Source organism: Alteromonas sp. ABH4_452, assembly GCF_056311825.1.
The window spans coordinates 1,394,354-1,417,919 of sequence record NZ_CM149973.1; the positions used below are offsets into that span (position 1 = coordinate 1,394,354).

Consider the following 23,566-nt stretch of genomic DNA (forward strand, 5'->3'; position numbering starts at 1 on the left):
TTTGCCTATCGGCAAATTGCATACGCTTAGCTAGAAAGGGTAACCGTGCCTTGCATAATTCCGATATGACCGGGGAAGGAGCAGAAGAACATGTATTCTTCATCTTTACTTAGACCTTCAACAGAAAACGTAGTAGAAGTTTGTTCACCACCACCAATAATCTCTGTAGCGCCAATTACACGTTCGTCACCAGGCTTAATGTAGTCATTATCGAGTCCAGCACTCATGCCATCTGTTGCTACCGCTTGCCCATTGGCCTTGGTGGTCATTACCCAATTATGACCCATAGATTGCTTCGGGAGTTGACCAGTATGCTTAAGCGTTACGGTAAATTCGCTGCAGCTTGCAGGAATCGTTACGTTTTTTGTATTGAACTGCATCGCGTCATTTGATTCCACAGTAGTCTCACATTCGTTAGCAAATGCACTGGAAGCTAAAAGGAAAAGGGCTGTGCCGCCAAGTAGTTTCTTAATCATGAATAATATCCTTTGAATATAGATTAACCGCACCTTTCGGTGGAATTAGAAGATTCCATCTTCAATACGAAGAAGCATAGCACTGGATCATGTCAAATGCTAATAATTATCATTTGAGTTTTTGTGGTGAGTTTGCTATCAATAGTTCTTGCTTATCCACCGCGTAATTTTTTGATGCGCTCTTGATAAAAGAAAAAGCTAATGTCATCGATACGAAATGCACATAAACAAATTCGTTTTGGACACAAGGATATTGAACTGGATGTATTGGTTAACTATTTAGACAGTGTGACCTGCATCGCTAATTTATTACCACAAAAAAGCGACAAGTTTGCGATTTACCACAATGCTGTTGAATTGCTGCATGAAGTCATTTGCGACCCACTAGTATGTAAAGAGTGGCGTTATGCCTGTTTAGACCACTTATATAAACCTTTACTTAACGCTGAGCGTTACGCCTGTACTGAGAGTGATCGAATTACGCTTGCAAGATTAAAAATAGATATGCATGTGCTAGTCCCCCATTTTTTATAAGCGACTAACGAGGGGGATATCTACTCAGTACTATTAGTTTTCACTTAATAGCCCGAGTAGACCTTTGATGACAGTGTGATAAGCACACCGAAAATTAAGTTACATCAACACAAGGATACGAATTATGACAGCAACACGCACAGAACGGGACAGCATGGGTGAGTTACAAGTGCCTGAAGATGCACTTTACGGCGCACAAACTCAACGTGCTATTCAAAACTTTCCGGTCAGTGGGCAGCGCATGCCTGAAGCTTTTATACGCGCGTTGCTCACTGTAAAAAAAGCCGCAGCGCAAGCAAATATGAAGCTGAAAACACTAGATAGCGATCGCGGTTTGGCGATAGTTAAAGCCTGCGATGAACTGTTAGCCCTTGATGATGTGATGCAGCATTTTCCGGTAGATGTCTTTCAGACGGGGTCCGGTACCAGTACAAACATGAATGCCAACGAAGTAGTAGCCCGTTTGGCGTCTCGTTATTCAAGTGAAAAGGTTCACCCGAACGATCATGTAAATTACGGGCAAAGTTCAAATGATGTAATACCAACAACCATTCACGTAAGCGCAGCTAATGCCTTGTCAAATGAACTAGTGCCTGCTGTGGAAGGTTTGGTTAGCATTATTGAAACGAAAGCAAAGTCTGTCGCGCAATATTGTAAAACGGGGCGCACTCACTTAATGGATGCGATGCCAGTAAGGATGGATCAAAGCCTACTAGCATGGGCATCTCAACTTAAGCAGCAGTTAAAAAATCTTCGCGCTGTGCAACCTGCTATCCAAACCCTTGCTCAGGGAGGCACTGCGGTGGGGACGGGTGTAAACGCTCATGCTGACTTCGCAACAACATTTTCAGACACCCTAGGAGAGCTGACCGATATCGCGTTTAAACCAGCAGATAATTTCTTTGCGCTTATTGGTTCTCAAGACACCGCAGTAACGCTTTCAGGTGCCACGAAAAGCCTGGCTGTAACACTTATGAAGATTGCTAACGACCTGCGTTGGATGAATTCCGGTCCGCTAGCAGGTTTGGGTGAAATAGCATTGCCTGCGTTACAGCCTGGATCATCGATTATGCCAGGCAAGGTTAACCCAGTTATTCCTGAAGCGGTGGCAATGGCTTCAGCACAGGTGATAGGTAACGACGCGGCAATTACTGTAGGCGGGCAGTCTGGAAACTTTGAGCTCAATGTCATGCTGCCTATGATTGCCAGTAATCTACTATCAAGCTTGTCGCTAATGACCAACAGTGCAACGCTTATCGGCGAACAAGCAATAGAAGGATTCACAGTGAATCAAGATAACATTGAAGCGCCTCTTTATAGAAATCCTGTCCTAGTTACCGCGCTTAACCCTGTCATTGGCTATGCTAAAGCCGCGGAAATTGCCAAAGCAGCTTACAAAGAGAATAAGCCTGTTATCGATGTGGCTGAAGCAATGACGGACATCTCTAGAGACGAGCTAGAAACCTTACTAGACCCTAGAAATCTCACTTAGCTGAAATAGGGCCTAAACAAGGTCTAAACTAAGTGCTATAGACCGATGTGGACTGAAAAAAGTGCGACTAACCATCGCACTTTTTTTGTGGTTTGGCTCAAAGGGGGTTGGGTAAAAAAATCGCAGAGCGCCTGCTTGCCTAAAAACTATTCGATGGTTGGCACGTTCCTAGCTAAAAGCTTGGGTAAAACCTGTTTTAACCGGTATACAGTTGCTGTATGTAATCAGGAATTTTGGTACAGTGATGTTATAAATTATTTGTATAGCTGCGTAAGACAGCGACAGACATTAGCGCTAATAGGTTTTACTTATTTTGATGGCCAATTGCTAGGAAAAAAGTAACGCCTTTTCGGGATGAAAAAATGACAGAAACTTGCTTTCGCATGAAGGGCACTACGCTCACCAGTATTGTGTTAGAAGTAATAGATTTTGAGCCAGATAACTTCGAAGCTCAGCTATCTAAGAAAGTTGCGAGCGCGCCGCAGTTCTTTACCCGTTCCTCACTGATTTTGCATTTGATAAAGCCTTTGTCTGCTACCGAGTTCGAACTGCTAGTGGCACTTTGCCGTCGTTTGCAATTGCAGCCTATGGCGGTGAAAGGTGAAGTGGCAGAGCTGAAACCGACCATTAATGATTTGGGATTAGCTGATGTAAGCCAAAGTAAATTTACAGATAGCGCGCTTCGTTCACAAAAAGAGAACGCTAATAACGGCACTGAAAGCGGCAGCGACAAAGCTCATAGCAACGAGCACGCGCCTCAGGCTCAACAGCAAGCGGCTGCAGAGCCATCCAAAAGCGAGCCTGCGCCTACAGCAGCTCCCGCACTTAAGCCTGCTAAAGTTGTCAATCGTCCTGTACGTTCTGGTCAGCAAGTTTATGCTGAAGGCAGTGACTTAGTAGTAACTGCGTCAGTGAGCGAAGGTGCTGAGCTTTTGGCTGATGGCAACATTCATGTTTACGGTACGTTGCGCGGACGCGCGTTAGCTGGCGTAAAAGGCAACACGGGGGCTCGTGTTTTTTGTCAGTCATTAGACGCAGAACTCATTTCAATTGCTGGGCAATTCATTATGCATGACACCGTAAAGGGTGAGTGCTGGAAGAAGCCTGCACAAGTGTATTTAGAAGAAGAAACATTACGTATAGAGCCGTTAGCTTAATGCTTTGTACGCACTAATAGGAAAGAACAGATGGCAAAGATTATCGTAGTAACCTCAGGAAAAGGTGGTGTAGGTAAAACTACATCGAGTGCAGCAATAAGTACGGGGCTTGCGTTAGCAGGTCATAAAACGGTAGTGATAGATTTCGATGTAGGCTTGCGAAACCTTGACCTTATCATGGGTTGTGAGCGCCGCGTTGTTTACGATTTTGTTAACGTTATCAACAAAGAAGCGTCACTAAAACAAGCGCTAATTAAAGATAAAAGAACAGAAAATCTTTTCATCCTTCCAGCTTCTCAAACTCGCGATAAAGATGCACTTACTGTAGAGGGTGTACAAGCAGTATTAGATGAGCTTAAGAAAGACTTTGAGTACATCATTTGTGATTCGCCAGCAGGTATCGAACAAGGTGCTCAAATGGCGCTTTATTTTGCTGATGAAGCCATTGTAGTAACCAATCCGGAAGTATCTTCGGTACGTGACTCAGATCGTATTTTAGGTATTTTACAAAGCAAATCGATGCGCGCAGAAAAAGGCGAACCAGTTAAAGAGCACCTGCTTCTTACTCGCTACAACCCAATGCGTGTAGAAAGTGCGGAAATGTTGAGTGTTGCCGATGTGGAAGAAATTTTGGCTATTCCACTTTTAGGTGTCATTCCAGAATCAGAGTCAGTGCTTAAAGCGTCAAACCAAGGGCAGCCGGTTATTCTTGACGAAGAGGCTAATGCAGGACAAGCTTATGCTGACGCCGTTAAACGTCTGCTAGGCGAAACTGTTCCACATCGTTTCCTTGAAGCAGAAAAGAAAGGGTTCTTTAAGCGTCTTCTAGGAGGGAAGTAATGGGAATTTTCGACCTGCTCAAAAAGAAGCAAAAGCCGAGCACTGCCGCTGTAGCTAAAGAGCGGTTACAAATTATCGTTGCACATGAACGTAAAAAGCGTACCGAACCTGATTACTTGCCCATGATGCAGCAAGAAATTATCCAAGTGATTAGAAAATACGTTTCTATCGCGGATGATCAGGTATCAGTTCAGCTTGATAATAATGACGAATGCAGCGTACTAGAGCTAAACGTAACGCTTCCGGAAAACTAGTTGGTAATAACCGATAGAAAATAGTAATAGATTATTCTTTATCGGTGCTTCTTAGCTTTTCCTCATTAACGTCTAGTTGTTTTGAAGCCATAGCAATGAGCTTCTCATCTAAAGGGGGAGGGGTAATATCTACCCCTTCACTTAATGCTTGAACGAGGGTCTCAAGTACGTCAACTCTCGCCTGCCACTTGTACTCTCCATTTATAATATGCCATGGGGCGTAATCGGTATGAGTCTTCTCGAACATATCGTTGATAGCTTCAACGTAATGTTCGCGCATGCGACGATTATGTAAATCCTCTTCAGTGAGCTTCCAACGCTTAAAAGGGTTGTGTAAGCGCTCTTCAAACCTTTCGCGCTGCTCGTCGGCAGAGATATGCATAAACAACTTTATGATGCGAACGCCATTATCGCTAAGCGTTTTTTCAAATTCGTTTATCTCTTTATAACTACGCTGCCAGTCTGTGGCCGGGGTTAGCCCGTCAACACGCTCTACCAGCACTCGTCCATAGTGGGAGCGGTCAAAAATTGTGAGCTTTCCAGGTGAAGGGATCTGTTTCCAAAAACGATAAAGAAAGTGCTTTTCACGCTCTTCCTTGGTTGGTGCAGCTACTGGACACACGTTCACGGAGCGAGGATCTAACTTTTCTGTGATACGTCGTATAACTCCACCTTTGCCTGACGCATCCCAACCTTCAAAAACGATAAGCGCGCGTCTTTTTTGGTGATAGTAGGACTGCTGAACATGAAAAAGAGATTCTTGGCATGCACTTAACTGATTTTTGTATTCTTCTTTCTCACTAAATCGAGAACGACCGAAATCGTCAAACAAGGTAACGGAAGTTTTTGAATGAGAAGAGCTCATATAAATAACCTATATTTCAGATAGATATCAGATTTTTTTACCACGAATTATTAATTTTTAAGAAATCTCATGCAGAATTAAAAAGAGCGTCTACACTTACCTGTCAAATTACGCTAACAGGATTTAAGTATGCAGTTCAACGTTTATTCGTTGATTCTTTTGACGGCAATTTTTCTTTTTTCTCTTAATACCCATAGTGCAACATGGAGTGAAAACGAGCTTCATATCCAGCACGGGAAGCTCAATCAGCCTTTTGCCGAGGCCTCGGGTACCGAACTTACTACAACAATTTTTACGTTCCAGCATGCCAGCGGGTGGGAGTATGGCGGAAACTTCTTTTTTGCTGACTATTCAAGCACGTCCGCCGGTGATGAACTATACGCAGAGTGGTACCCCACTTTCAGCTCTAAAGCTCTATTTAATGCTAATTACAGTGGCGTGCTTAGCGATATCAGTTTTGTCATGGGCGTAAATATGGCGCCAGAGTCAGACGTTTTAAAATATCTGCCAGGCATTCAACTTCATCTCGACGTGGAAGGCTTCCAGTTTTTGAATGTGCTTGTCACCGCATATTTAGATGATAGCGAGGGACTCAGTGCTGGTGGAGCACCTAAAGAAGACGACAGCTGGATGGTTGATATTGCTTGGCGATACCCCCTAAGTCTTTATTCACAGCAATTTTATATTGAAGGACATGCAGAGTACATCGATGAAAGAACGTCTGAAATACCTGGCGCTGTAGTCGAGTCGTGGGTATTGGCTCAAATCCAAGCGCGATGGGACGCTGGTCAGGCTTTCTTCAATGTGAAGGACAGGCTGTTTCTAGGGGTAGAGTATCAGTATTGGAACAACAAGCTAGGAACGCAAGAAGAAGACAGCGTTGTTCAAGCGCTGGCAGTATGGCGTTTTTAAGCCAAACTTAGTGTTGATAGTTATTTAATTTTATTTGGAGTAAATCAATATGCAATTAAAGCGTTTGCTTTTCATTGCGTTAATTTCCGCGCTTATTGTACCTGTGGTGATTACCACGGCCGTATTTGCAACGTCTATTTTAACTTTTCTTACTAATAAGGTAGAGACATCAGACCTACCTACCGCCCTTGAAGAGGTCAAGAATGCTGTTGAATTAGATTTGCAGAGTACAATACTCCCAAGCCGTTCATTGGCTAACAATATGTACATAAAACGTTGGATGCAAAATGGTGAGCCTTCAGAAGGCGTTGACGTACTTACCAGCCACCTTGCGGAAATAAAACGAGAAAGTAATGCTATTAGTGCTTATGTTGTGTCGGGAAACTCTAATAATTACTATACCCATGATGGTATAGATCGCCAGATCACACCTCAAGGCGACGCTTGGTTTCAAACCTTTATTAATAGTAGCCAGCCTTTTGAAATAGCTATTGATATCAACAAATCGAACGGTGTTGCTTCGGCGTTTATTAACTATGCGATAAAAATTGAAGGTGAGCGCGTAGCACTGGCAGGCGTGGGTTTATCGTTAGATGCAATGTCTAAGCTGATAGCTTCCTATAAAGTTGCTGAGAGTGGCATTGTTTATCTAGTTGACGACGCCGGTAGTATTGCTTTGCACCCAAACATGTCAAAGCGTGGCGAAAAGTTGAATGCAAGTGCATTTGTGAACAATCCCAGTGAACTAGAAGTGTCTGGCAATGATGTAACACGTCTTGCAGTAAAACTGAATTCCTTGGATTGGTATTTAGTTACAGAAGTTCCAACCGGTGAGCTTTACGGAGCCATTAACACGGCTGTTTTAACTAACATACTCATTGCGCTTGTTATCATAGCGCTAGGTTTGGTGGGAATGAGATTCTTGTCGAACAAGATTTTTGCACCTATTGATACTATTACCGCCGCTGTTACTTCGTTAAACGAACGGGATGGCGACCTTACTGCTCGCTTGAATATCAGTGAAGATAACGAGGTTGGCGCTTTATCTGCTCAAATAGATTTATTTTTGGAAAAGCTCCATGCCATGTTCATCCAAGTTTCAGAAAGCGCGCAGCACGTAAAGGGCATAGCTGCCCAAGTTTACGAACAAATAGAGCTTTCCCAAAGCTACTCTTCAAGACAAACCGACAGCACCAACTCGGTAGCTGCAGCAATTGAAGAAATGGACTTGACCGTACGTGAAATATCAAACAGTGCTCAGGGCGCATCTGAAGTCGCTAATACTACCGAAGAAAACGTCAGCGCTAGTGCCAATACAATAGACAAGGCTATGCAAAACATGAGTGAGCTTAGCGGTGTTATGACAAAGTCGGTCAACTCAGTTAACGAGCTCTCTAGCAGTATTAATTCTATTTCTTCTATTTTAGATGAGATTAGAGGCATTTCTGAGCAGACCAATTTACTTGCGTTAAATGCAGCTATTGAAGCGGCTAGAGCAGGGGAGCAGGGCAGAGGTTTCGCTGTAGTCGCCGACGAGGTTAGGAACCTCGCAAGTAGAACAAACGAGTCTACGACAGAAATTAGCCAGCTTATGGATGAACTAAACAAGCGCACGTCGGACACTGTAGCGGATATCTTGCGAGGTAACGAAAGTACACAAGCCACGTCTGAGTTCTTATCAACCTGTGTGCAGGCTCTCTCAAACATATCGGCTGAGGTAAGCAAGTTAACCGAAGCCAATACCCATGTGGCTTCAGCAACACGGGAGCAATCTGCGGCTACCGGTGAGATCAGCGAAAATATTTCTGTCATTTCGCAAACCGCAGAGGAAACATCTCGCAGTATGGAAAGAAGCTATAGTTTGGTCAATGAGCTTGATGAAGAGGCGAAAGCGTTGGATAACACTATCAGTAAATTTACGCTTTAATGCAGGTTAGCCACAGTCGTTGTTTGGATAGTTCGAGAGCTACTAGAGTTAATTCAGGTGCTACTAGTTGGTTCAAGTGTTATCACATGGCTTAATTTTTATCTCATGGTTTGATTGTTAACTCATGGCTGTGGTTGAATCGTTAAGTTTTGCCCCAATAATTGCTAACTATCCGCAAGTATTAGATAATTGCGAGCAAGCAGAAAGTGCGTTAGCACGAGATTATTGTAGAGGTGGGTATGTCTGTAGAAACGGCGTTGCCAATTGAGTTTTCAGACGCTGCAGCAGCGAAAGTGAAAGCCCTTGTTTCAGAAGAAGAAAATCCTGATTTGAAATTACGTGTATACGTAACAGGTGGTGGTTGTTCGGGCTTTCAATATGGTTTCACATTCGATGAGAAGGTGAACGAAGGCGATATGACTATTGAGAAAGACACAGTAACTATGGTTGTCGACCCAATGAGCCTACAATATCTAGTAGGTGGAATAGTTGATTACGTGGATGGCCTTGAAGGGTCACGCTTTTTAGTTCAAAACCCAAATGCCACGACTACCTGTGGCTGTGGTGCAAGTTTTAGCGTTTAAATAAATTCGCTTAAGGGCAAGCTAAACGCTGTGCTTTTTAAACCCGAAAGTCTGCATTTATACCATTTGCAGTTAAAGCGATAGGCATACATCGCATCATTTTGTATGCCTGTCGGTTGTTCTACTTACAATACTTCCTTTTAATTTCAAATTCTGGCTACACTGATTTCAACAAACGACCATAGTTTAGGACAGCGTTTATGAAATTATATGGCTCTACTACTTCTCCCTATGTACGCCGCATTCGCATTGTATTAGCGTCTACAGAGCACGAATTTTTAAATCTTCAAATCTTTTCAGGTGAAGATCGCGAACTGCTTGCTTCGCGCAACCCAACCTTAAAAGTACCTTGCCTTGAAGACGATGGGCAAATGATATTCGATTCTCGCATTATCTATAGTTATCTTGCCGATAAGCTTGATCATGACGGGTTAAGTTGGGAAGAAGAGAATCAGCTAACATTAATTGACGCCGCTAACGATTCATTTGTTCAGCTTATGCTTCTAAAGCGTTCAGATTTTGATATTAGCGAAGATAAAATGTATTACCGACTTCAAAATGAGCGGATTGAAGCAGTATTGGATGCGTTGTCAGAACAACTCGATGCGGGTGGCTTTAGTGGATGGACTTACCCGGAAATCTGTTTGTATAGCATGATCGACTGGGTGCTTTTCCGCGAATTACACAGCATGAAAGACTACCCACAATTGTTAGCGTTTCACGAAAAGCACCATGACAGAATTGAAGTAACCGCAACTGACCCGCGTAGTTAGATTTAGTCAGATATCATGGCCAGGTAAATTAGGTAAATTAGGTATAAATAGGTAAAGCTGTCCTAACTTACAATCACCACTCTATAGTTACGCTTAACCAAGTTTCCGACTTTGCTACAGAAAGTGCTGCTATAGAAAAGGCTGCTAAAATAAGGGCTACTAAACAATTAATAGCCCTTATCAAAATCAAACTGGTATTTAAGCGGTTCGCCTTTGATATAGCGCAGCGCATTGTCTAAAAACACATCTGCCACATCGCTAGGTTGAGATTCTGCGGCCGTGTGAGCAGTCACTGAAATATTAGGGTGCTGCCAAAACGGGTGAACGGGGTCGAGGGGCTCGCTGCGAAATACGTCCAATACTGCATGCGCCAAAGCGCCTTTGTCTAAAGCTTGCAAAAGCGCATCGTCGTCAACTGCACTGCCTCTACCCGCGTTAATGAAGACACTATGAGGTTTAAGTGCATTAAAAAAGCCGTGAGATAGCAAGTTTTGTGTTGTGGGAGTATCTGGCATTAAATTTACTACGTGGTCACACGCACTGGCAAACCCTTCGATGTCGTCAGGAGTGTAAACAGCATTAGCGCCTTCCACTTCTGCACCGCTTCTCGTTAGACCTACAACCTGCATACCGAAGGCGTGAGCAACTGGCATAAGTGCTTGCCCTATACTGCCAAGTCCGACTATACCCAGCGTTTGACCATTTAACGGTACCCGTGTTGATGCCTCCCACTTCGGCTGGGCGGCGCGCTGATTTTGTTCAAACGCTTTTGTATTTCTAGCATGCTCCAGTAAATAGGCAAAAACGTATTCCCGCATTAACTTACCGAAAATTCCTTTTAGCCCAGTAAGCGTGTAGTCTGATTTATTTGCGTTTAACAGTGGGGCATTGCCCGCCCACGTTGATTGACACCAAGTAATCGCTGCACAGCTGTGGATGATATTAGAAGCGAGATCAGGGTCTGCGAGCATCACGCTGACGTCTTTGGTATCTACATCTTCTGAACGCGTAGTTATTTGTTTAAGCGTTATAAGTGGGCAGCCATCTGCCCCGATGAAGCTATCGTTATCTGCTATTTTTTCTCGAAGTGCATCTGCAATATCGTTAGCTTCATTACTTAAAATAGTAAGTTCAATCACCTTCGAACTCCTCGCTGTCATTGGTCTAACACTCCTAAAGTAAACTTTTCTTTCCTCTGCCTGAATGCATTATCGTTAACCTGGTTGTTCTAAAAATGTGATTTAAGTTTTACATTTTTGTAAACAGTGTCGGTGTTATGTATTTGCACCTGAAGTTAAATTGCAACGGAATCGCTATGCAGTCAGAAAACAAATTCCAAAATTCAATAGATGTTGATGTAACGCACGCAAAAGTACTATCACCTAAGCGTAACACGACCCAAGCCGAAACGTCGCAGGCGTTAGTTGAGGAACAACTTTCACATTTCGGCATAAGTGCACAAAGCGACTATGGCAAGGCACTCGCCAATACGGCTCATCACTTGTACGGTGCTCAGGCCAGCGTTATGCAGCTTTGGGATATTACTAGTAATACGTTGCAAGAACTTGATAAAGAAGACAGGCTTGCCTATTTCAATGCTAAAAAGTTTTTGTCTTTTCAAATTGCGAAAATATTAGATACGCTGCAAAACCCGTTTAGAGCCACATACCAAAGCTTGTCGAGCGGCAACGGCTCACAAGGGCACTATCCACTATTCGACAATGTCACTGCACTTTTTTCAGCAACGCCCGTGGTCGTAAGAACTGCAACCTATATATATGCCTGTACTGAATGGGTAGACGATGCTTTTCAAGGAAAAGAGTTTACCCATCAAATTTATTCGCGATTATTAAACCCTACCAACATCTCCCTTGCTAACGCAATTGTAGATATGGAAGCGGGCCCTTACGCCGCCGAATACTTGGCTTGGAATTTCAATTCGGGCATGGCGGCAATTGACGCTTGTTTATCGAACGTGCTGAGTCATGGCGATGTGCTCATTGTTTCTAGGAATGTATATGGTGGGGTGTATCAGCTGCTTCATGATTACTTCGCTCGCAGCAACCGTATGGATATTCAAATTGCATGGTTTGATGGCTATGACGCACAAAGCTTTGCGTCATTTATGCAGCAAACAAAGGCCGAGCATGCCTCACGTTTAGACAATGGTGCAAAAATGCATGTGTATCTAGAGTCGCCATGCAACCCACATGGTTACGTACTGGACGTACCCGGAATATGTGAGTTAGCACACGCACAAAATGCGTTAGTTATGTTGGACTCTACGCTTGCTACGCCTGTGTTGCACCAACCGCTACAGCATAAAAATAAAGCCTCACGTCCCGATTATGTCATCCACAGCTACACCAAAGATCTGTGTGGCAGTGGCGCAACCACAGCGGGCGTTGTGATAGGCGAGGGACATCGCATGTTCCAGCCAAAAGGCAGCTCAGTAAACGGGGTAGACTGGTCCGAAACCATGTTCTGGGATGTGTACTACATCAAAGGTGCATTCCTAGATTCTGAAAAGGCGTTTGATGTATTAAACGGTATGAAGACCTTGGAACAGCGCATGATGACTAAGGTTATCAATACTCAAGTCTTTACCTCATTCCTAAATGCCCACGACCAAATTCGCGTTAACTGTCATGCGTTGCCTGAACACAGCAATGCAGGTTTGCGCGAGAAACAGCATACGCACGGCTGGCCTTGTACCTTATTCACCGTAGACATGGCGCCCGCGAATTTACCGCGCGACGTGTTTGTGCGCTTTTTCGATGCCCTAGAGCCGGCCTTTAGCCACCAGGTAAGCATAGGTCAAAACAATACAATAATTTTGTGTCCTGCGCTGACGTCTCATTCAGAGCTCAGTGGCGACGAACAGAAAAAAGCCGGAATAGAATTAACGACTATGCGTATTGCAATGGGTACAGACAATGTTAAGCAGCTTATTGCTCACTTTATGCTGGCCGCCAAGCATTTTATAGAGCCTCATGCGCCTGGTTTTTGTGAGAAGTTTATGGCAAACGCCGACATTGATAACTTGTATTTATCAGTAAGTGAAAGAGTAAGCTCACAGCATTTTGGCAGCAAGGCCAGTATGGATTCACTGATGAAAGGGGCTTAGGTGCACTTTTAGTTCAAGAATTTGTCTTGAACTGTCGATAAAACATATTGAGGATGTTCTCCTTCTCCCGGGCCTTTCCTTACGCGGGCTCGGGATTTTTTATTTTTGGCAAAGCTTATTAGTGATGATGAGCGATTCTCTTTGCTATAAAGTAAAAAGACACTAAAACCCTTACCTTCACAAAATAACTAAGGCGGCTTTATGCACGAGTTTAAAATTGATGTAACGCTAGATGCATCATTGCCCTTTATTTTTGCAGCATTTCACGAACCTGAGTATCTCTCAGAGTGGTTTGCACCAGGCGATTGTTCAGTTACACAAATTATGAGTGACTTCAAAGAGGGCGGACGTTATCGGATAAAAATGATGGATCCCAGCGGTATAGAAATGTCATTGACCGGTGAATACGTGACCATTTTAGCGAATGAGCAGCTGTCGTTTTCCTGGGTGTGGGAAGATGACATGGAAGAGTCGGTAATGACATCGGTGGACATTCACTTCGAAAACACCGAAGAAGACAACGTAAGGCTAGTTCTTATTCAACAGGGCTTTTTAAATAAGCAAGAGTGCGATCAGCACAACTTCGCGTGGATGTCGTGCTTGGAAAAACTTGCCGTGTTAGCAGCTAAGACGAAATCGTTTAATTAACCATTTTTCTGCAGTCACCAGCTTTCTGCAAGTTAGGCATAGTTTAAGCCTAGTTTAGGCATAGACCAGGTATAGTTCAGGTATAGTATTAATAGCGACGCGTATACATGGGGCACAGTGTTTGATACACACTGTTTGATTAAAATTCAGTGGGCGCAAGGCAAGGGCAGAGCGGCTTGCTCTGCCCTTAGCTAATTTAGGTTAGCGACGTCATCGCGTCTTTTCCGCTTTTTTCTCGGTAAGTGTCAAAGTCGTTATAGCCTTCTTCACCTCCCCCGTACCATGCAGACGGATCGTCAAACGAAGCTAACGGATAACCGTGCTTGAAGCGAGTAGGTAGATCCGGGTTTGTGATCCAAGGTCTTCCAAAAGCAATCATGTCTCCATCACCGTCAGATAACCGCTTTTCCGCTTCTTCTTTTGTATAGCCACAATTCCCCATCAACATACCGTCAAAAAGGGCCCTGAATTCTGCTAACGTCATGGCTTCACCACGCTCATGAAACCCGAATGCTAGGCCATCCATTACATGTAAATAGCCTATCTCTAGTTTATTTAGCTGTTGGGCCACATAAGTAAAGGTTTCTCGAAAGTCGTCAGCACCCATGTCGTTAAATGCGCCATTTGGCGATAACCTTACACCGACATGCTCTTTTTCCCATACGCTCAATACTGCGTTCATTACCTCGCTTAAGAAGCGATATCGATTGTCTACGCCACCTCCGTAATTATCGTCGCGTTGGTTGCTACGGCTATCTAAGAATTGGTTTATAAGGTAGCCATTTGCCGCATGGACTTCCACGCCATCAAACCCTGCAGCTTTGGCGTTAATAGCTGCCTTTTTGTAGTCTTCTACAGTGCGCTTTATATCATCAAATGTCATGGCTTTCGGCACCTCGTAGGGCTTTTTGCCCTTAGGCGTGTGAATCTCATCGCCTTCAATTTTGATAGCAGATGCTGAAAGAGGTAAATTACCGTTGTGAAAGTCGCTGTGAGATGCGCGCCCGGTGTGCCAGAGTTGAAGTACAATCTTTCCACCCGCTTCATGAACGCGGTCTACGATTGAGCGCCAGCCTTCAACCATCTCGTCAGTGTAAATTCCAGGGGTATCAACCCAACCAATGCCTTCTTCTGATATGGTCGTTGCTTCAGTGATAATAAGCCCTGCATCTGCACGCTGAACATAGTGATCGCCCATAATTTTATTGGGTATGCGGTCGGCGCCCGCTCTACCTCTTGTCATTGGTGCCAATACCATGCGGTTTTGCAATGTGTTACCTGCCCAATCGAACGAGCTGAAAAGTACTGAGTCTGTCATTCGTATTCCTTATTCAACGAAGAAGAGTTTGTTGATGAAGCGTTACGCTTGTTAGCGCTATAAACGCCATAAGATAAGTATTAAATACAGGAATAGCGGGGAGTTGGATTTATAAAAGAGCGCCCGAAGGCGCTATTGAGTGTATTGCAGGGAGAAAAACTTTACAGTAAAGCTGCTAGGTTGACGTCGAACCGTAGGCCTAGAACAATAGCATCATCAAGTGCCATTACTCTGTCGCGCTCTGCGAATTGGTCGGGATTGATGATGAAGTGAACGTTTGGCTGAATTCTTACGTGGTCGTTGAGTTGATAGCCATAACTCAGCTCTAACATGGTTTGGCTACTTGCTGGAGTACCAACCCCGCCGTTTATGGCTCTTAATATACGCTGATCCTCTAGCGCTTCATCACTGTATTGCTGACGGGTAAACACGAAGCCCAGAGTATCGTCAGGACGTGACGCCATGGTACCTCTTAGTACAAAGCCTGCTTTGACATAATAGTCTTCAATCAATTCGCCAGATGTACCGGTTAGCACGGCGCCGAAAAGCGTTAACCCTTCTTTCGTGAGTGGGTTAGGGCGAGTAACAGTTTGTTCAAATCGAGCAAATATACCCGAGCGACCGTTTCTAACAGCGTAATCATTACCTGTTTGCGCCGCATAGTTGCCTTCATCATCAAAGACAGGATCGGTGTAGTCTGCGCCATCATACCAACCGCCAATTTCATATCTTCTTGGTAGTTCGTCATTATCCCAAGTAGTTTGATACCCTAGAGTGAACGGAACAACAACGCCAGTAGCTTCATTAGTCGCCCAATCGAAGCCGTGATCGCCTAAGTCCTGATGACTGGTATTATCTTCGTACACGCCGGTATGAAAGTATGTTTTTGGTGAAAGCCAGTATTTAGCATGGCCACCCCAACTCGAAACCGGCCACCAAGTAAAATTACTGGTTCTAAATACAAAAGTCGGGTTCCCACAGGCAGCATTGGTTTGAAAGTACTGGCAAAGTTCAGAGCCTAAAAAGCTGATATTCGCTACAGTACGGCCACCTTCTAGTTCTAAATCGCCATCAAGAAATGTGGAAGAAATCGTAAACCGTGCAAGACGGGTATTTTGACCGCCAAAGATCTCTTGTACAGATGTGCTGTTTCCGATGTAGTGCTCGGCTAAGTTTTTACCGTGTCGATTTGTCATGGCAATATGAATTTTAGTGTCATCCCAACCTGCTAACGTATTTAAGTCGAGTTCTCCACCTACAAAAAGCTGACCAGCATAGGCACTACCTCTGCGCTCACCACCGTCAATGTTGGTTGCTGACTCGCCTGTGTAACTTGCTTGAAAGTCAAACGCTTCTTGAAACTTACTTTGTGATGCTGACGCGGTGGCAGCAAAAAGAACGGTACCAGCGAGTATTGTGGTGTATGACCCTCTCTTATATCTAGAAAGTCGACGTGTAGCTGTAGTTGTTTTCATCGTTATTCTCTCAATTAAAAATGTTTATCAGCCGTAGCTTGTTACGAGCGTGTGACTGATGGCATCTACACATTCTTTGCTAACTCTTTGTTGACGCTAGATAAATCAGAGTGGGCTCTCGTTACAGCGTTTTAACATGTCTATGCTTTTGACGAAATTTAACGAACCTTTGTTATTAAATCAACCATGTTTATTTACTTGATTTTCTAATTTTGTGTATTTTTGGTTAATAAAAAAATGGTTTCTTGGAAATGAACGCGTCACGAAAAAAAATTTTCGGTTAGTTAGCTTGTCCATGTATCATGCTGATTATTAAATGGATTTTTATTTGTTGGTGTAATGAATAGAAGTGGATTAAATTATTTTGTTAATACTCATCTAAATATAAAGTCTAATTCTTAACGTATTTTAGCATAAATAAATTAAATTGATTTATTGACAGGGGAAATGGTCGGTGCTTAAATTGCTTAACTAATTTTTTACAAGCGAAAGGCCGTTTTTATGAAAAACAACGCCCCTTTGGTTTCCAAAGACACACTGATTCCCTTTGTATTGTTAACGATTTGCTTTGCTGCATGGGGTGTGGCTGCGAACATGACAGACCCTTTGGTAAAGGTATTTAGTAAGATATTTACTATGTCGTCTCTGCAATCGGCACTGGTTCAATTTGCTTACTATGGCGCATATTTTTGCTTAGCCATTCCTGCTGCTTTTATTAACAAGCGCTTTTCTTACAAAACAGGCGTTTTGACAGGATTGGGCTGCGCGGCCGCGGGAGCATTTCTTTTCTACCCTGCTAGCCAAACTATGACGTATGGTTTTTTTCTAGCCGCTCTTTTTGTATTGGCTGGTGGCTTATCTATTCTTGAAACCTCGGCCAACCCTTACGTTATGGCGATGGGAAATCAAAAAAGTGCGACACGTCGTTTAAATTTAGCGCAAGCGTTTAACCCTGTCGGTACCAATTTAGGTGTATTTTTGGCCGCAACACTTATATTGCCAAATTTGAATCAAGCATCTGCACAAGAGCGTGCCGCCATGTCAGTAAGCGAGCTTAAAAACGTGATAGGGGCGGAGCTTGATGCAGTAATGCTTCCTTACGTAGGTATGGCATGTGTGCTTGTTTTAGTTTGGGTTGCTATCTTCCTAATTAAAGCGCCAATTCAAGAATCGGTTGAGTCAAGTGTGGAAGACGTTAAGTTGGGCGCATCGCTTAAGCGCTTAGTTGCTAACAGGCATTACCGTTTTGGTGTATTGGCTCAGTTCTTCAACGTTGGCGCACAAACATGCGTGTGGACCTTCACTATTCAATATGCGATGAAAGCGACAGGCGGCAATGAGGTGAGTGGTGGCGAAATCTTACAGTACAGCATGATTGTATTTCTAATTTCTCGCTTTGTGATGACGTGGGTAATGCAATATCTCTACCCAGCTAGACTACTAATGATCATGTCACTGGTTGCCATGGCGCTATGTATCTTCATGACACAGTCTCCTAATTTAGCAGGCGTAATCGCATTGGTATCTATCTCTGCTTGTTTGTCACTAATGTTTCCAACGATTTACGGCATTGCGCTTGAAGGGCTGGGTGAAGATACCAAACTAGGCGCAGCTGGCCTTGTGATGGCGATTCTCGGCGGCGCTATCATGCCACTCTTCCAAGCAGCCATTATTGACAGTGCTGGTGTGGTTGTATCTTATGTCGTACCAGCCATCTGCTTTTTACTTGTGGGCGGTTATGGTTATTTCGATATGCGAGCCAAAAAGAGCATTGCTAAACCACAGTCTGATAGTGATGTTAGCACACTAAAAGATATGGAAATGGAAATCGCTAAATAGTACTTCTAAATGAATGGTATCAAAGAGCCGCTGATTGCATCAGTGGCTCTTTTTTATGCTTTTTTAAATAGCGCACCTAAAACCGCTGCTTTTGAAGCGCCAGTCACTGTAGGCACATTACCGGGAATATCATTCAAATAAGCATGTGCAAACCACGCAAACGCGGCGCCTTCTACATGCTGTGGATGTATGCCCAGAGCATAACTGTCAGCTACGGCATAGTCGCTCAAAGCGTTGTTCAAATAAGACATTAATTTTTTATTAAACGCGCCGCCACCGCACACAATCACTTCACTTTGTAAGTTCGCATCACTCGCTTTTGGGAGGTGTTTCATTATTTCTTGTGCGATAGTGCTGCCGGTAAGTGTGAGCAAAGTGGCTTGAACATCTTCTGGAGCTAAATTGTTGTTTTCTTCTTCGCTTTGCAGGTCTGCACTAGAGGGAAAATAATCAGCAAGGGCGTTGCTTAACCAATCAATATTGAAATGCTCTCTACCTGTACTCTTAGGTGCGGGTAAAGAAAAGTAGTTATCTAATAAAAACCTGCCTAGTAAGCCGCTATGGCATTGTCCTGTCGCGGCCCATTTCCCGTCTTTATCGAAACTTTCATTTAAATGTAGGCTAATCCATTGGTCCATCAAGGTGTTACCTGGCCCAGTATCAAACCCTCTAGGTGGTATGTCATCTTGCTTTGGCGCAAGCAATGAGATGTTTGCGATACCGCCAATATTTACCAACGCTCGATATTTGTTTTCAGTGGCGAAGACCGCATTATGAAAAGCGGGGACCAGGGGTGCACCTTGTCCGCCTAACGCAATATCTTTGCGCCTAAAATCGGCGATAACATCAATGCCGGTTAGCGCAGCGATAGTGTTAGGGTCGCCAATCTGACAAGTGAAGCCTCGGATAGAATGGCTGGTAAAATGGCCAGACATCACGTCAGAATTTGGGTAGTGACGCACTGTTTGCCCATGGGAGCCTATGGCAGTGATATCTGACGCTTTAAGATTGTTTTTATCAAGTAACGCTAAAGTAACTTCTGAGAAGGCTTCTGCAACGAGTCTATCTGCAATGCCGAGCGTATTGAGCTCGTCAGGGCCTTCATTACACAAATCATTAAGCGCGTGAAGCAGTTCGCTAGGGTAGGGAATTGTATGTGCTGAAAGCGTTTTGCACGTCGTTGCAGTGATGTCACATAGGACGGCGTCAACGCCGTCCATGCTAGTGCCTGACATCAAGCCAATATATTTCGCCATAGCGCAACTATTTCATCGCGAGCATAATACGTTTGTTGTTATTGAGTTGCTGCTGACGAAGTTTTGCAATTTCCATAAATCTTTCTCGCTCTTCCTTTGCTATGGGTAAAGCTTTTGGCAGTTCTACGGTGCGTGGATTTCTATGCACACCATCTACCAAAAATTCATAGTGAAGATGCGCACCAGTCACCATGCCAGAACTTCCAAGGTAACCTACCGTTTGACCCTGTTTAACGATGTCGCCGACTTTGACCGCACGTTTTTTAAAGTGAAGGTACTTAGTGGTGTATTTCTCGCCGTGCTGAATAAATACATGGTGACCGTTATATTTATCATAGCCTGCTTTGATAACTTTTCCATCGCCAGCGGCCATAATCGGTGTACCAACGGCTGCTACGTAGTCGGTACCTCGGTGCGCTTTCCAGCGTTTTTGTACGGGGTGAAAGCGTGCCTTAGTAAAATTAGAGCTGACGTATCTGAAATTAACTGGCGCACGTAAAAAGCTTTTACGCATGCTACGCCCTTCCGGGGTGTAGTAGGTACCGTCTTCATGAAGAATTGCACTGAATTGTTCGCCTTGGTTAGTAAACTCCGCTGCTACTATATCGCCGTAGCCCACGAACTCCCCATCAATGTATTGCTCTTCAAAAACAACGTTGAACGTATCGCCAGAGCGTATTTCCATTGCGAAATCTATGTCCCAGCCGAAAATACCTGCCAAATTCATAATTTGGTTGCTGGTAAGCCCAGCATCTCTCGCGGCATTCCAAAAGCTTGAGTGAATTTCACCTTGCGCAAAGTTATAGCGAATATCTACATCGCGTTTTTCTAATTCAGCGACAAGACTGCTGTTCTCGTCAGTCGAATCCGGACGAACGAAAAGAGTTTCCGTTGAAGATAGCTTGTACTTTAACTCGCCAAAGCTACCGTCTTTGTTCGCTTTAAACGATAATTCGTCGCCAGGCAATAAAGTAACAAGCGTTTTTGTTAGTTCACCAGCCTGAGTCACATTGTAAACATCGCGCGATGTGAACCCTGCACGCTTAAACAGCTTTGCTAGGGTATCGCCACTTCGCACTTTATACGTTTGCCAAGTAGACTCTTCTTCATTCGAAAAAACGTCGGTTGACGGTGTAATGTTAAGATCTACAGGGTAGCGGACACCTGCGTCTAAGATATGTGCCTCTTGATGACGGCTAGCCTCTACAGGCTCCGACGGCAAAAGGATAAGCCCACCAAGAAACAAGCTTGCGATCGCAATGCCGGTTCTATGTTGCTTAGGTAAATTTTTATATAAATGTAGCGCTTTTGAAGCGTCTAATTTCTTTCTCATACTACAGCCCACCTGAGAAATGTTATGTGCACAACACTATTTCACATACGTTGCTTAAAAATGCAACTTTTCTCATTATTTTGTTAGCGCAAATTGTTACACCCAATAGCTCTTAAACTCGCAATTACATAATGCGCTATCTAAATATCAGTGAATGTAAGGGGAGGGTTGGAGCAAACTCTCCACCGCAGGGAAGCGGTGGCGGAGCGCCCATGGGTGGGGTTACCGCGTGTTTGCGAAAGCCCTTCCCCTCTCTTTCAATTCAGCTATATTAATACGCTAATTTTGCGTTCAAAGCTGTTGGGTTTAACAACATGACTGTTTGTAATCCTTTTTTGACGCGCAAAGCTTTTAATGGTTCCGTTGTAAGCGTAAAATGCCCGCCAATATTGAATGTACAGTTATGTAGAGTGTGATTAACAAATGAAAGATTGGCAAACAGCGATAGCTGAGATTAAACGGGGCGTTGATGAAATACTCCCCGAAGAGGATTTAATTGAAAAACTAAAATCCGGCAAAACCCTAACCATTAAAGCGGGTTTTGATCCAACTGCGCCTGATCTGCATCTAGGTCATACTGTGTTGCTCAACAAGTTGCGTACATTCCAGCAACTAGGCCACAAAGTTGTTTTTCTTATTGGTGATTTTACTGGCCTAATTGGCGATCCTACAGGTAAAAATGTCACACGCAAGCCTTTAAGTAAAGAACAGGTATTAGAAAACGCTAAAACGTATCAAGAACAAGTGTTCAAGATCCTTGATGAAGATAAAACGGAAATTCGTTTTAACTCTGAGTGGATGGACGGTCTTGGTGCGGCGGGTATGATCAAACTTGCGGCAAGCCAAACCGTGGCGCGTATGCTAGAGCGTGATGATTTTAAGAAGCGCTACAACAACGGCCAGCCTATTGCTATCCACGAATTCCTATATCCACTGGTGCAAGGTTGGGACTCGGTAGCCCTTGAGTCAGACGTTGAAATGGGCGGTACTGACCAGCGTTTCAACTTGCTAATGGGCCGTGAGCTTCAAAAAGAGCAAGGCCAAAAGCAGCAGTCAATTGTGATGGTTCCGCTACTTGAAGGCTTAGACGGTGTTCAAAAGATGTCGAAGTCATTGAACAACTACATTGGTATCACAGACGCGCCAAACGATATGTTTGGTAAAGTGATGTCTATCTCTGATGACTTGATGTGGCGTTACTACGACCTTATCAGCTTCCGTCCGTTAGAAGAGATAGCAGAGCTTAAAGCGCGCGTTGAAGGCGGTGAAAATCCGCGTGATATCAAAATCATGTTGGCAAAAGAAATTATCGCTCGTTTCCACGACGATGCTGCCGCTGAAGGCGCGCACCAAGACTTTATTCAACGCTTCCAGAAAAATGCTATTCCTGATGACATGCCAGAGCTTGAAGTAGCGCTAGGTGAAGAAGGCATCGCTATCGGCAATTTATTAAAAGAAGCGAAACTTGTTGGTTCAACGTCAGATGCCATGCGCATGATCAAACAGGGCGCAGTTAAAATAAACGGCGACAAAGTAGAAGACACCCGTCTAGTGCTCACTGAAAAAGGTGAAAACGTTTATCAGGTAGGTAAGCGCAAGTTTGCCCGTATCACGTTAGCTTAACGCTTCACTAAGCTAGTATTGGAAAGCCCGCTTATTTAAGCGGGCTTTTTTTTGCCTTAAATATCTCGTTCAAGAAAGGGCGAAATTTCTAAAAAAAGGATTTTTTGCTGATATGCAACAGCGTTGTACTTCCCGTTTGGGCGTGAGGGATTTGCTTTTTATTGTTTAAATGGTTGATTTAATTGTATTTTTAATTTTATTCACTTTTTTTGAAAAAAGTTTGTCAGTTTTTTGTCATAGCCATCGTCTATAGGGGAAAAGTTAAACAATAATCCCAACTGTACGATGAGCAGTTTACGCGTAGCAGCCTGGGTGAAATTCCAATGATACTTAGGTCAACTGACCTTTAAATATACGCTTACGCAATGCGAAAGGATAATGTGATGACAACTGTAACTACAACCCGTGCAACATACCAACAAGTTAACCAAAGTCTTCCAGCTAAAGAAGCGCTCACATGGCTTAAAGAGGGCTGGCAGCTTTTTGCAAAAGCGCCATTTAAACTATTAGGGCTCTCATTTGCTACGCTACTTACTGCTGGCCTTATGCAGGCTTTGGCAGGTCCTGTAGGTTTAGGGATATCTAAATGGGTAAGCCCGCTTTTAGCCACAGTAATGTGGTTGGCCATTGCTAATTTAGCGGTAAAAGGCAAGGTAAGCTTAACGGGCGGAACCGTACGTTCATGGGCAAACATCGCACTTTGGAGTTTAACCGGTCCGTTGATCGCATGGATGCAGTTTCAAATTGGCGCTATGTTAATGGGAGCAGAACCAGTAGCGGCATTAGCAAGCGGTAATGTGGTAGACGTACCGGCGTGGAAAGTAAGCCTAATGATGGGCTCGGCAACACCAATAAACCTACTGCTTTTATTTGTACCTATGTTGCTTATTTTAAAGCATCGTTCACTTTCAGCGTCATTTTCAAATAGTATTGCTACAGTAGCGGGAGCTTATAAGCCAATGTTGGTAATAGGTGCCATGATTTTCTTAACAGTTGCACTTGCACCTTATACCTTCGCACTGTCGGGGTTAGTGTTCGGCCCTGTTGTTTCTTGTGTGTGCTTTATTGCTTACCAACGTTTGTTTCGCTAATCGACAACAAAAAAGTTACCAGCTATTTAATGCGTGGAATTA

21 protein-coding genes are annotated in these 23,566 nt (G+C 43.8%); 14 read left to right on the top strand and 7 right to left on the bottom strand.

Features of this window, described 5'->3' with window-relative positions; all coding sequences use genetic code 11:
* Window positions 1-26: 26 nt before the first annotated feature.
* A complete protein-coding gene (gene azu, locus ACYX4N_RS05955) occupies window positions 27-476 on the bottom strand; it encodes an azurin (RefSeq protein ID WP_474805204.1) in 450 nt (149 codons plus the stop codon).
* Between the two features lie 201 nt (window positions 477-677).
* Here azu and ACYX4N_RS05960 point away from each other — a divergent pair, with 201 nt between their 5' ends.
* From ACYX4N_RS05960 to minE, 5 genes are all read left to right on the top strand, one after another.
* Entirely contained in the window at window positions 678-1,010 is a 333-nt protein-coding gene (locus ACYX4N_RS05960) for a hypothetical protein (RefSeq protein ID WP_476055925.1), read from the top strand.
* A 124-nt stretch (window positions 1,011-1,134) separates the two neighbouring features.
* A complete protein-coding gene (locus tag ACYX4N_RS05965; protein ID WP_476055926.1) occupies window positions 1,135-2,502 on the top strand; it encodes a class II fumarate hydratase in 1,368 nt (455 codons plus the stop codon).
* A 362-nt stretch (window positions 2,503-2,864) separates the two neighbouring features.
* Window positions 2,865-3,659 (top strand): septum site-determining protein MinC, encoded by a 795-nt coding sequence (minC, locus tag ACYX4N_RS05970; protein WP_476055927.1) that lies wholly within the window; start codon window positions 2,865-2,867, stop codon window positions 3,657-3,659.
* Window positions 3,660-3,689: 30 nt separating this feature from the next.
* A complete protein-coding gene (gene minD / locus ACYX4N_RS05975; RefSeq protein WP_269916709.1) occupies window positions 3,690-4,499 on the top strand; it encodes a septum site-determining protein MinD in 810 nt (269 codons plus the stop codon).
* Window positions 4,499-4,753 carry a cell division topological specificity factor MinE gene (gene minE / locus ACYX4N_RS05980; RefSeq protein WP_118492536.1) on the top strand — a complete coding sequence of 85 codons (255 nt, stop codon included), beginning with the start codon at window positions 4,499-4,501 and terminating at the stop codon, window positions 4,751-4,753. Before minD ends, minE begins: the two co-directional genes overlap by 1 nt.
* A 31-nt stretch (window positions 4,754-4,784) precedes the next feature.
* On the opposite strand, the gene ACYX4N_RS05985 is transcribed toward minE, so the two are convergent.
* Entirely contained in the window at window positions 4,785-5,618 is an 834-nt protein-coding gene (locus ACYX4N_RS05985) for a polyphosphate kinase 2 family protein (protein ID WP_474805212.1), read from the bottom strand.
* Window positions 5,619-5,747: 129 nt separating this feature from the next.
* On the opposite strand from ACYX4N_RS05985, the gene ACYX4N_RS05990 reads away from it, so the two are divergent.
* From ACYX4N_RS05990 to ACYX4N_RS06005, 4 genes are all read left to right on the top strand, one after another.
* Window positions 5,748-6,530: a hypothetical protein gene (locus ACYX4N_RS05990; RefSeq protein ID WP_476055928.1), complete on the top strand. Its 783-nt coding sequence runs from the start codon at window positions 5,748-5,750 to the stop codon at window positions 6,528-6,530.
* Between the two features lie 49 nt (window positions 6,531-6,579).
* The gene (locus tag ACYX4N_RS05995) at window positions 6,580-8,457 is read left to right on the top strand and encodes a methyl-accepting chemotaxis protein (RefSeq protein ID WP_476055929.1); all 1,878 of its coding nucleotides are present in this window, start codon (window positions 6,580-6,582) and stop codon (window positions 8,455-8,457) included.
* A gap of 239 nt (window positions 8,458-8,696) precedes the next feature.
* Entirely contained in the window at window positions 8,697-9,041 is a 345-nt protein-coding gene (gene erpA / locus ACYX4N_RS06000; protein ID WP_025256292.1) for an iron-sulfur cluster insertion protein ErpA, read from the top strand.
* A gap of 200 nt (window positions 9,042-9,241) precedes the next feature.
* The gene (locus tag ACYX4N_RS06005; protein WP_474805219.1) at window positions 9,242-9,814 is read left to right on the top strand and encodes a glutathione S-transferase family protein; all 573 of its coding nucleotides are present in this window, start codon (window positions 9,242-9,244) and stop codon (window positions 9,812-9,814) included.
* Between the two features lie 167 nt (window positions 9,815-9,981).
* On the opposite strand, the gene ACYX4N_RS06010 is transcribed toward ACYX4N_RS06005, so the two are convergent.
* A complete protein-coding gene (locus ACYX4N_RS06010) occupies window positions 9,982-10,974 on the bottom strand; it encodes a D-2-hydroxyacid dehydrogenase (protein WP_476055930.1) in 993 nt (330 codons plus the stop codon).
* A gap of 155 nt (window positions 10,975-11,129) precedes the next feature.
* Between ACYX4N_RS06010 and ACYX4N_RS06015 the strand changes: the two genes are divergently transcribed.
* Together ACYX4N_RS06015 and ACYX4N_RS06020 are read left to right on the top strand one after the other, a co-directional pair.
* Window positions 11,130-12,941 carry a trans-sulfuration enzyme family protein gene (locus ACYX4N_RS06015; RefSeq protein ID WP_476055931.1) on the top strand — a complete coding sequence of 604 codons (1,812 nt, stop codon included), beginning with the start codon at window positions 11,130-11,132 and terminating at the stop codon, window positions 12,939-12,941.
* A 201-nt stretch (window positions 12,942-13,142) separates the two neighbouring features.
* A complete protein-coding gene (locus ACYX4N_RS06020; RefSeq protein ID WP_476055932.1) occupies window positions 13,143-13,589 on the top strand; it encodes an SRPBCC family protein in 447 nt (148 codons plus the stop codon).
* A gap of 196 nt (window positions 13,590-13,785) precedes the next feature.
* Here the strand turns inward: ACYX4N_RS06020 and ACYX4N_RS06025 are convergent, their stop codons facing one another.
* Both ACYX4N_RS06025 and ACYX4N_RS06030 read right to left on the bottom strand, forming a co-directional pair.
* The gene (locus tag ACYX4N_RS06025) at window positions 13,786-14,907 is read right to left on the bottom strand and encodes an alkene reductase (protein ID WP_476055933.1); all 1,122 of its coding nucleotides are present in this window, start codon (window positions 14,905-14,907) and stop codon (window positions 13,786-13,788) included.
* A gap of 161 nt (window positions 14,908-15,068) precedes the next feature.
* Window positions 15,069-16,382, bottom strand: coding sequence for a carbohydrate porin (locus ACYX4N_RS06030; protein ID WP_476055934.1), 1,314 nt, complete (start codon window positions 16,380-16,382; stop codon window positions 15,069-15,071).
* A gap of 501 nt (window positions 16,383-16,883) precedes the next feature.
* Here ACYX4N_RS06030 and fucP point away from each other — a divergent pair.
* The gene (gene fucP, locus ACYX4N_RS06035; RefSeq protein ID WP_476055935.1) at window positions 16,884-18,221 is read left to right on the top strand and encodes an L-fucose:H+ symporter permease; all 1,338 of its coding nucleotides are present in this window, start codon (window positions 16,884-16,886) and stop codon (window positions 18,219-18,221) included.
* Window positions 18,222-18,274: 53 nt separating this feature from the next.
* Here fucP and ACYX4N_RS06040 read toward each other — a convergent pair whose 3' ends face one another.
* Together ACYX4N_RS06040 and ACYX4N_RS06045 are read right to left on the bottom strand one after the other, a co-directional pair.
* Window positions 18,275-19,477 carry an anhydro-N-acetylmuramic acid kinase gene (locus ACYX4N_RS06040; RefSeq protein WP_476055936.1) on the bottom strand — a complete coding sequence of 401 codons (1,203 nt, stop codon included), beginning with the start codon at window positions 19,475-19,477 and terminating at the stop codon, window positions 18,275-18,277.
* A gap of 7 nt (window positions 19,478-19,484) precedes the next feature.
* The gene (locus ACYX4N_RS06045) at window positions 19,485-20,810 is read right to left on the bottom strand and encodes an OapA family protein (RefSeq protein ID WP_474854804.1); all 1,326 of its coding nucleotides are present in this window, start codon (window positions 20,808-20,810) and stop codon (window positions 19,485-19,487) included.
* A 423-nt stretch (window positions 20,811-21,233) separates the two neighbouring features.
* Between ACYX4N_RS06045 and tyrS the strand changes: the two genes are divergently transcribed.
* Both tyrS and ACYX4N_RS06055 read left to right on the top strand, forming a co-directional pair.
* Window positions 21,234-22,433, top strand: a complete 1,200-nt coding sequence (tyrS, locus tag ACYX4N_RS06050) for a tyrosine--tRNA ligase (RefSeq protein ID WP_474805235.1) — start codon at window positions 21,234-21,236, stop codon at window positions 22,431-22,433.
* A 383-nt stretch (window positions 22,434-22,816) separates the two neighbouring features.
* A complete protein-coding gene (locus ACYX4N_RS06055) occupies window positions 22,817-23,524 on the top strand; it encodes a hypothetical protein (RefSeq protein ID WP_476055937.1) in 708 nt (235 codons plus the stop codon).
* Window positions 23,525-23,566 lie beyond the last annotated feature (42 nt).

Bases quoted from the DNA above. Each gene is read 5' to 3' on its own strand.
- azu (WP_474805204.1), bottom strand. From the start codon at position 476: ATGATTAAGAAACTACTTGGCGGCACAGCCCTTTTCCTTTTAGCTTCC.
- ACYX4N_RS05960 (WP_476055925.1), top strand. From the start codon at position 678: ATGTCATCGATACGAAATGCACATAAACAAATTCGTTTTGGACACAAG.
- ACYX4N_RS05965 (WP_476055926.1), top strand. From the start codon at position 1,135: ATGACAGCAACACGCACAGAACGGGACAGCATGGGTGAGTTACAAGTG.
- minC (WP_476055927.1), top strand. From the start codon at position 2,865: ATGACAGAAACTTGCTTTCGCATGAAGGGCACTACGCTCACCAGTATT.
- minD (WP_269916709.1), top strand. From the start codon at position 3,690: ATGGCAAAGATTATCGTAGTAACCTCAGGAAAAGGTGGTGTAGGTAAA.
- minE (WP_118492536.1), top strand. From the start codon at position 4,499: ATGGGAATTTTCGACCTGCTCAAAAAGAAGCAAAAGCCGAGCACTGCC.
- ACYX4N_RS05985 (WP_474805212.1), bottom strand. From the start codon at position 5,618: ATGAGCTCTTCTCATTCAAAAACTTCCGTTACCTTGTTTGACGATTTC.
- ACYX4N_RS05990 (WP_476055928.1), top strand. From the start codon at position 5,748: ATGCAGTTCAACGTTTATTCGTTGATTCTTTTGACGGCAATTTTTCTT.
- ACYX4N_RS05995 (WP_476055929.1), top strand. From the start codon at position 6,580: ATGCAATTAAAGCGTTTGCTTTTCATTGCGTTAATTTCCGCGCTTATT.
- erpA (WP_025256292.1), top strand. From the start codon at position 8,697: ATGTCTGTAGAAACGGCGTTGCCAATTGAGTTTTCAGACGCTGCAGCA.
- ACYX4N_RS06005 (WP_474805219.1), top strand. From the start codon at position 9,242: ATGAAATTATATGGCTCTACTACTTCTCCCTATGTACGCCGCATTCGC.
- ACYX4N_RS06010 (WP_476055930.1), bottom strand. From the start codon at position 10,974: ATGACAGCGAGGAGTTCGAAGGTGATTGAACTTACTATTTTAAGTAAT.
- ACYX4N_RS06015 (WP_476055931.1), top strand. From the start codon at position 11,130: ATGCAGTCAGAAAACAAATTCCAAAATTCAATAGATGTTGATGTAACG.
- ACYX4N_RS06020 (WP_476055932.1), top strand. From the start codon at position 13,143: ATGCACGAGTTTAAAATTGATGTAACGCTAGATGCATCATTGCCCTTT.
- ACYX4N_RS06025 (WP_476055933.1), bottom strand. From the start codon at position 14,907: ATGACAGACTCAGTACTTTTCAGCTCGTTCGATTGGGCAGGTAACACA.
- ACYX4N_RS06030 (WP_476055934.1), bottom strand. From the start codon at position 16,382: ATGAAAACAACTACAGCTACACGTCGACTTTCTAGATATAAGAGAGGG.
- fucP (WP_476055935.1), top strand. From the start codon at position 16,884: ATGAAAAACAACGCCCCTTTGGTTTCCAAAGACACACTGATTCCCTTT.
- ACYX4N_RS06040 (WP_476055936.1), bottom strand. From the start codon at position 19,477: ATGGCGAAATATATTGGCTTGATGTCAGGCACTAGCATGGACGGCGTT.
- ACYX4N_RS06045 (WP_474854804.1), bottom strand. From the start codon at position 20,810: ATGAGAAAGAAATTAGACGCTTCAAAAGCGCTACATTTATATAAAAAT.
- tyrS (WP_474805235.1), top strand. From the start codon at position 21,234: ATGAAAGATTGGCAAACAGCGATAGCTGAGATTAAACGGGGCGTTGAT.
- ACYX4N_RS06055 (WP_476055937.1), top strand. From the start codon at position 22,817: ATGACAACTGTAACTACAACCCGTGCAACATACCAACAAGTTAACCAA.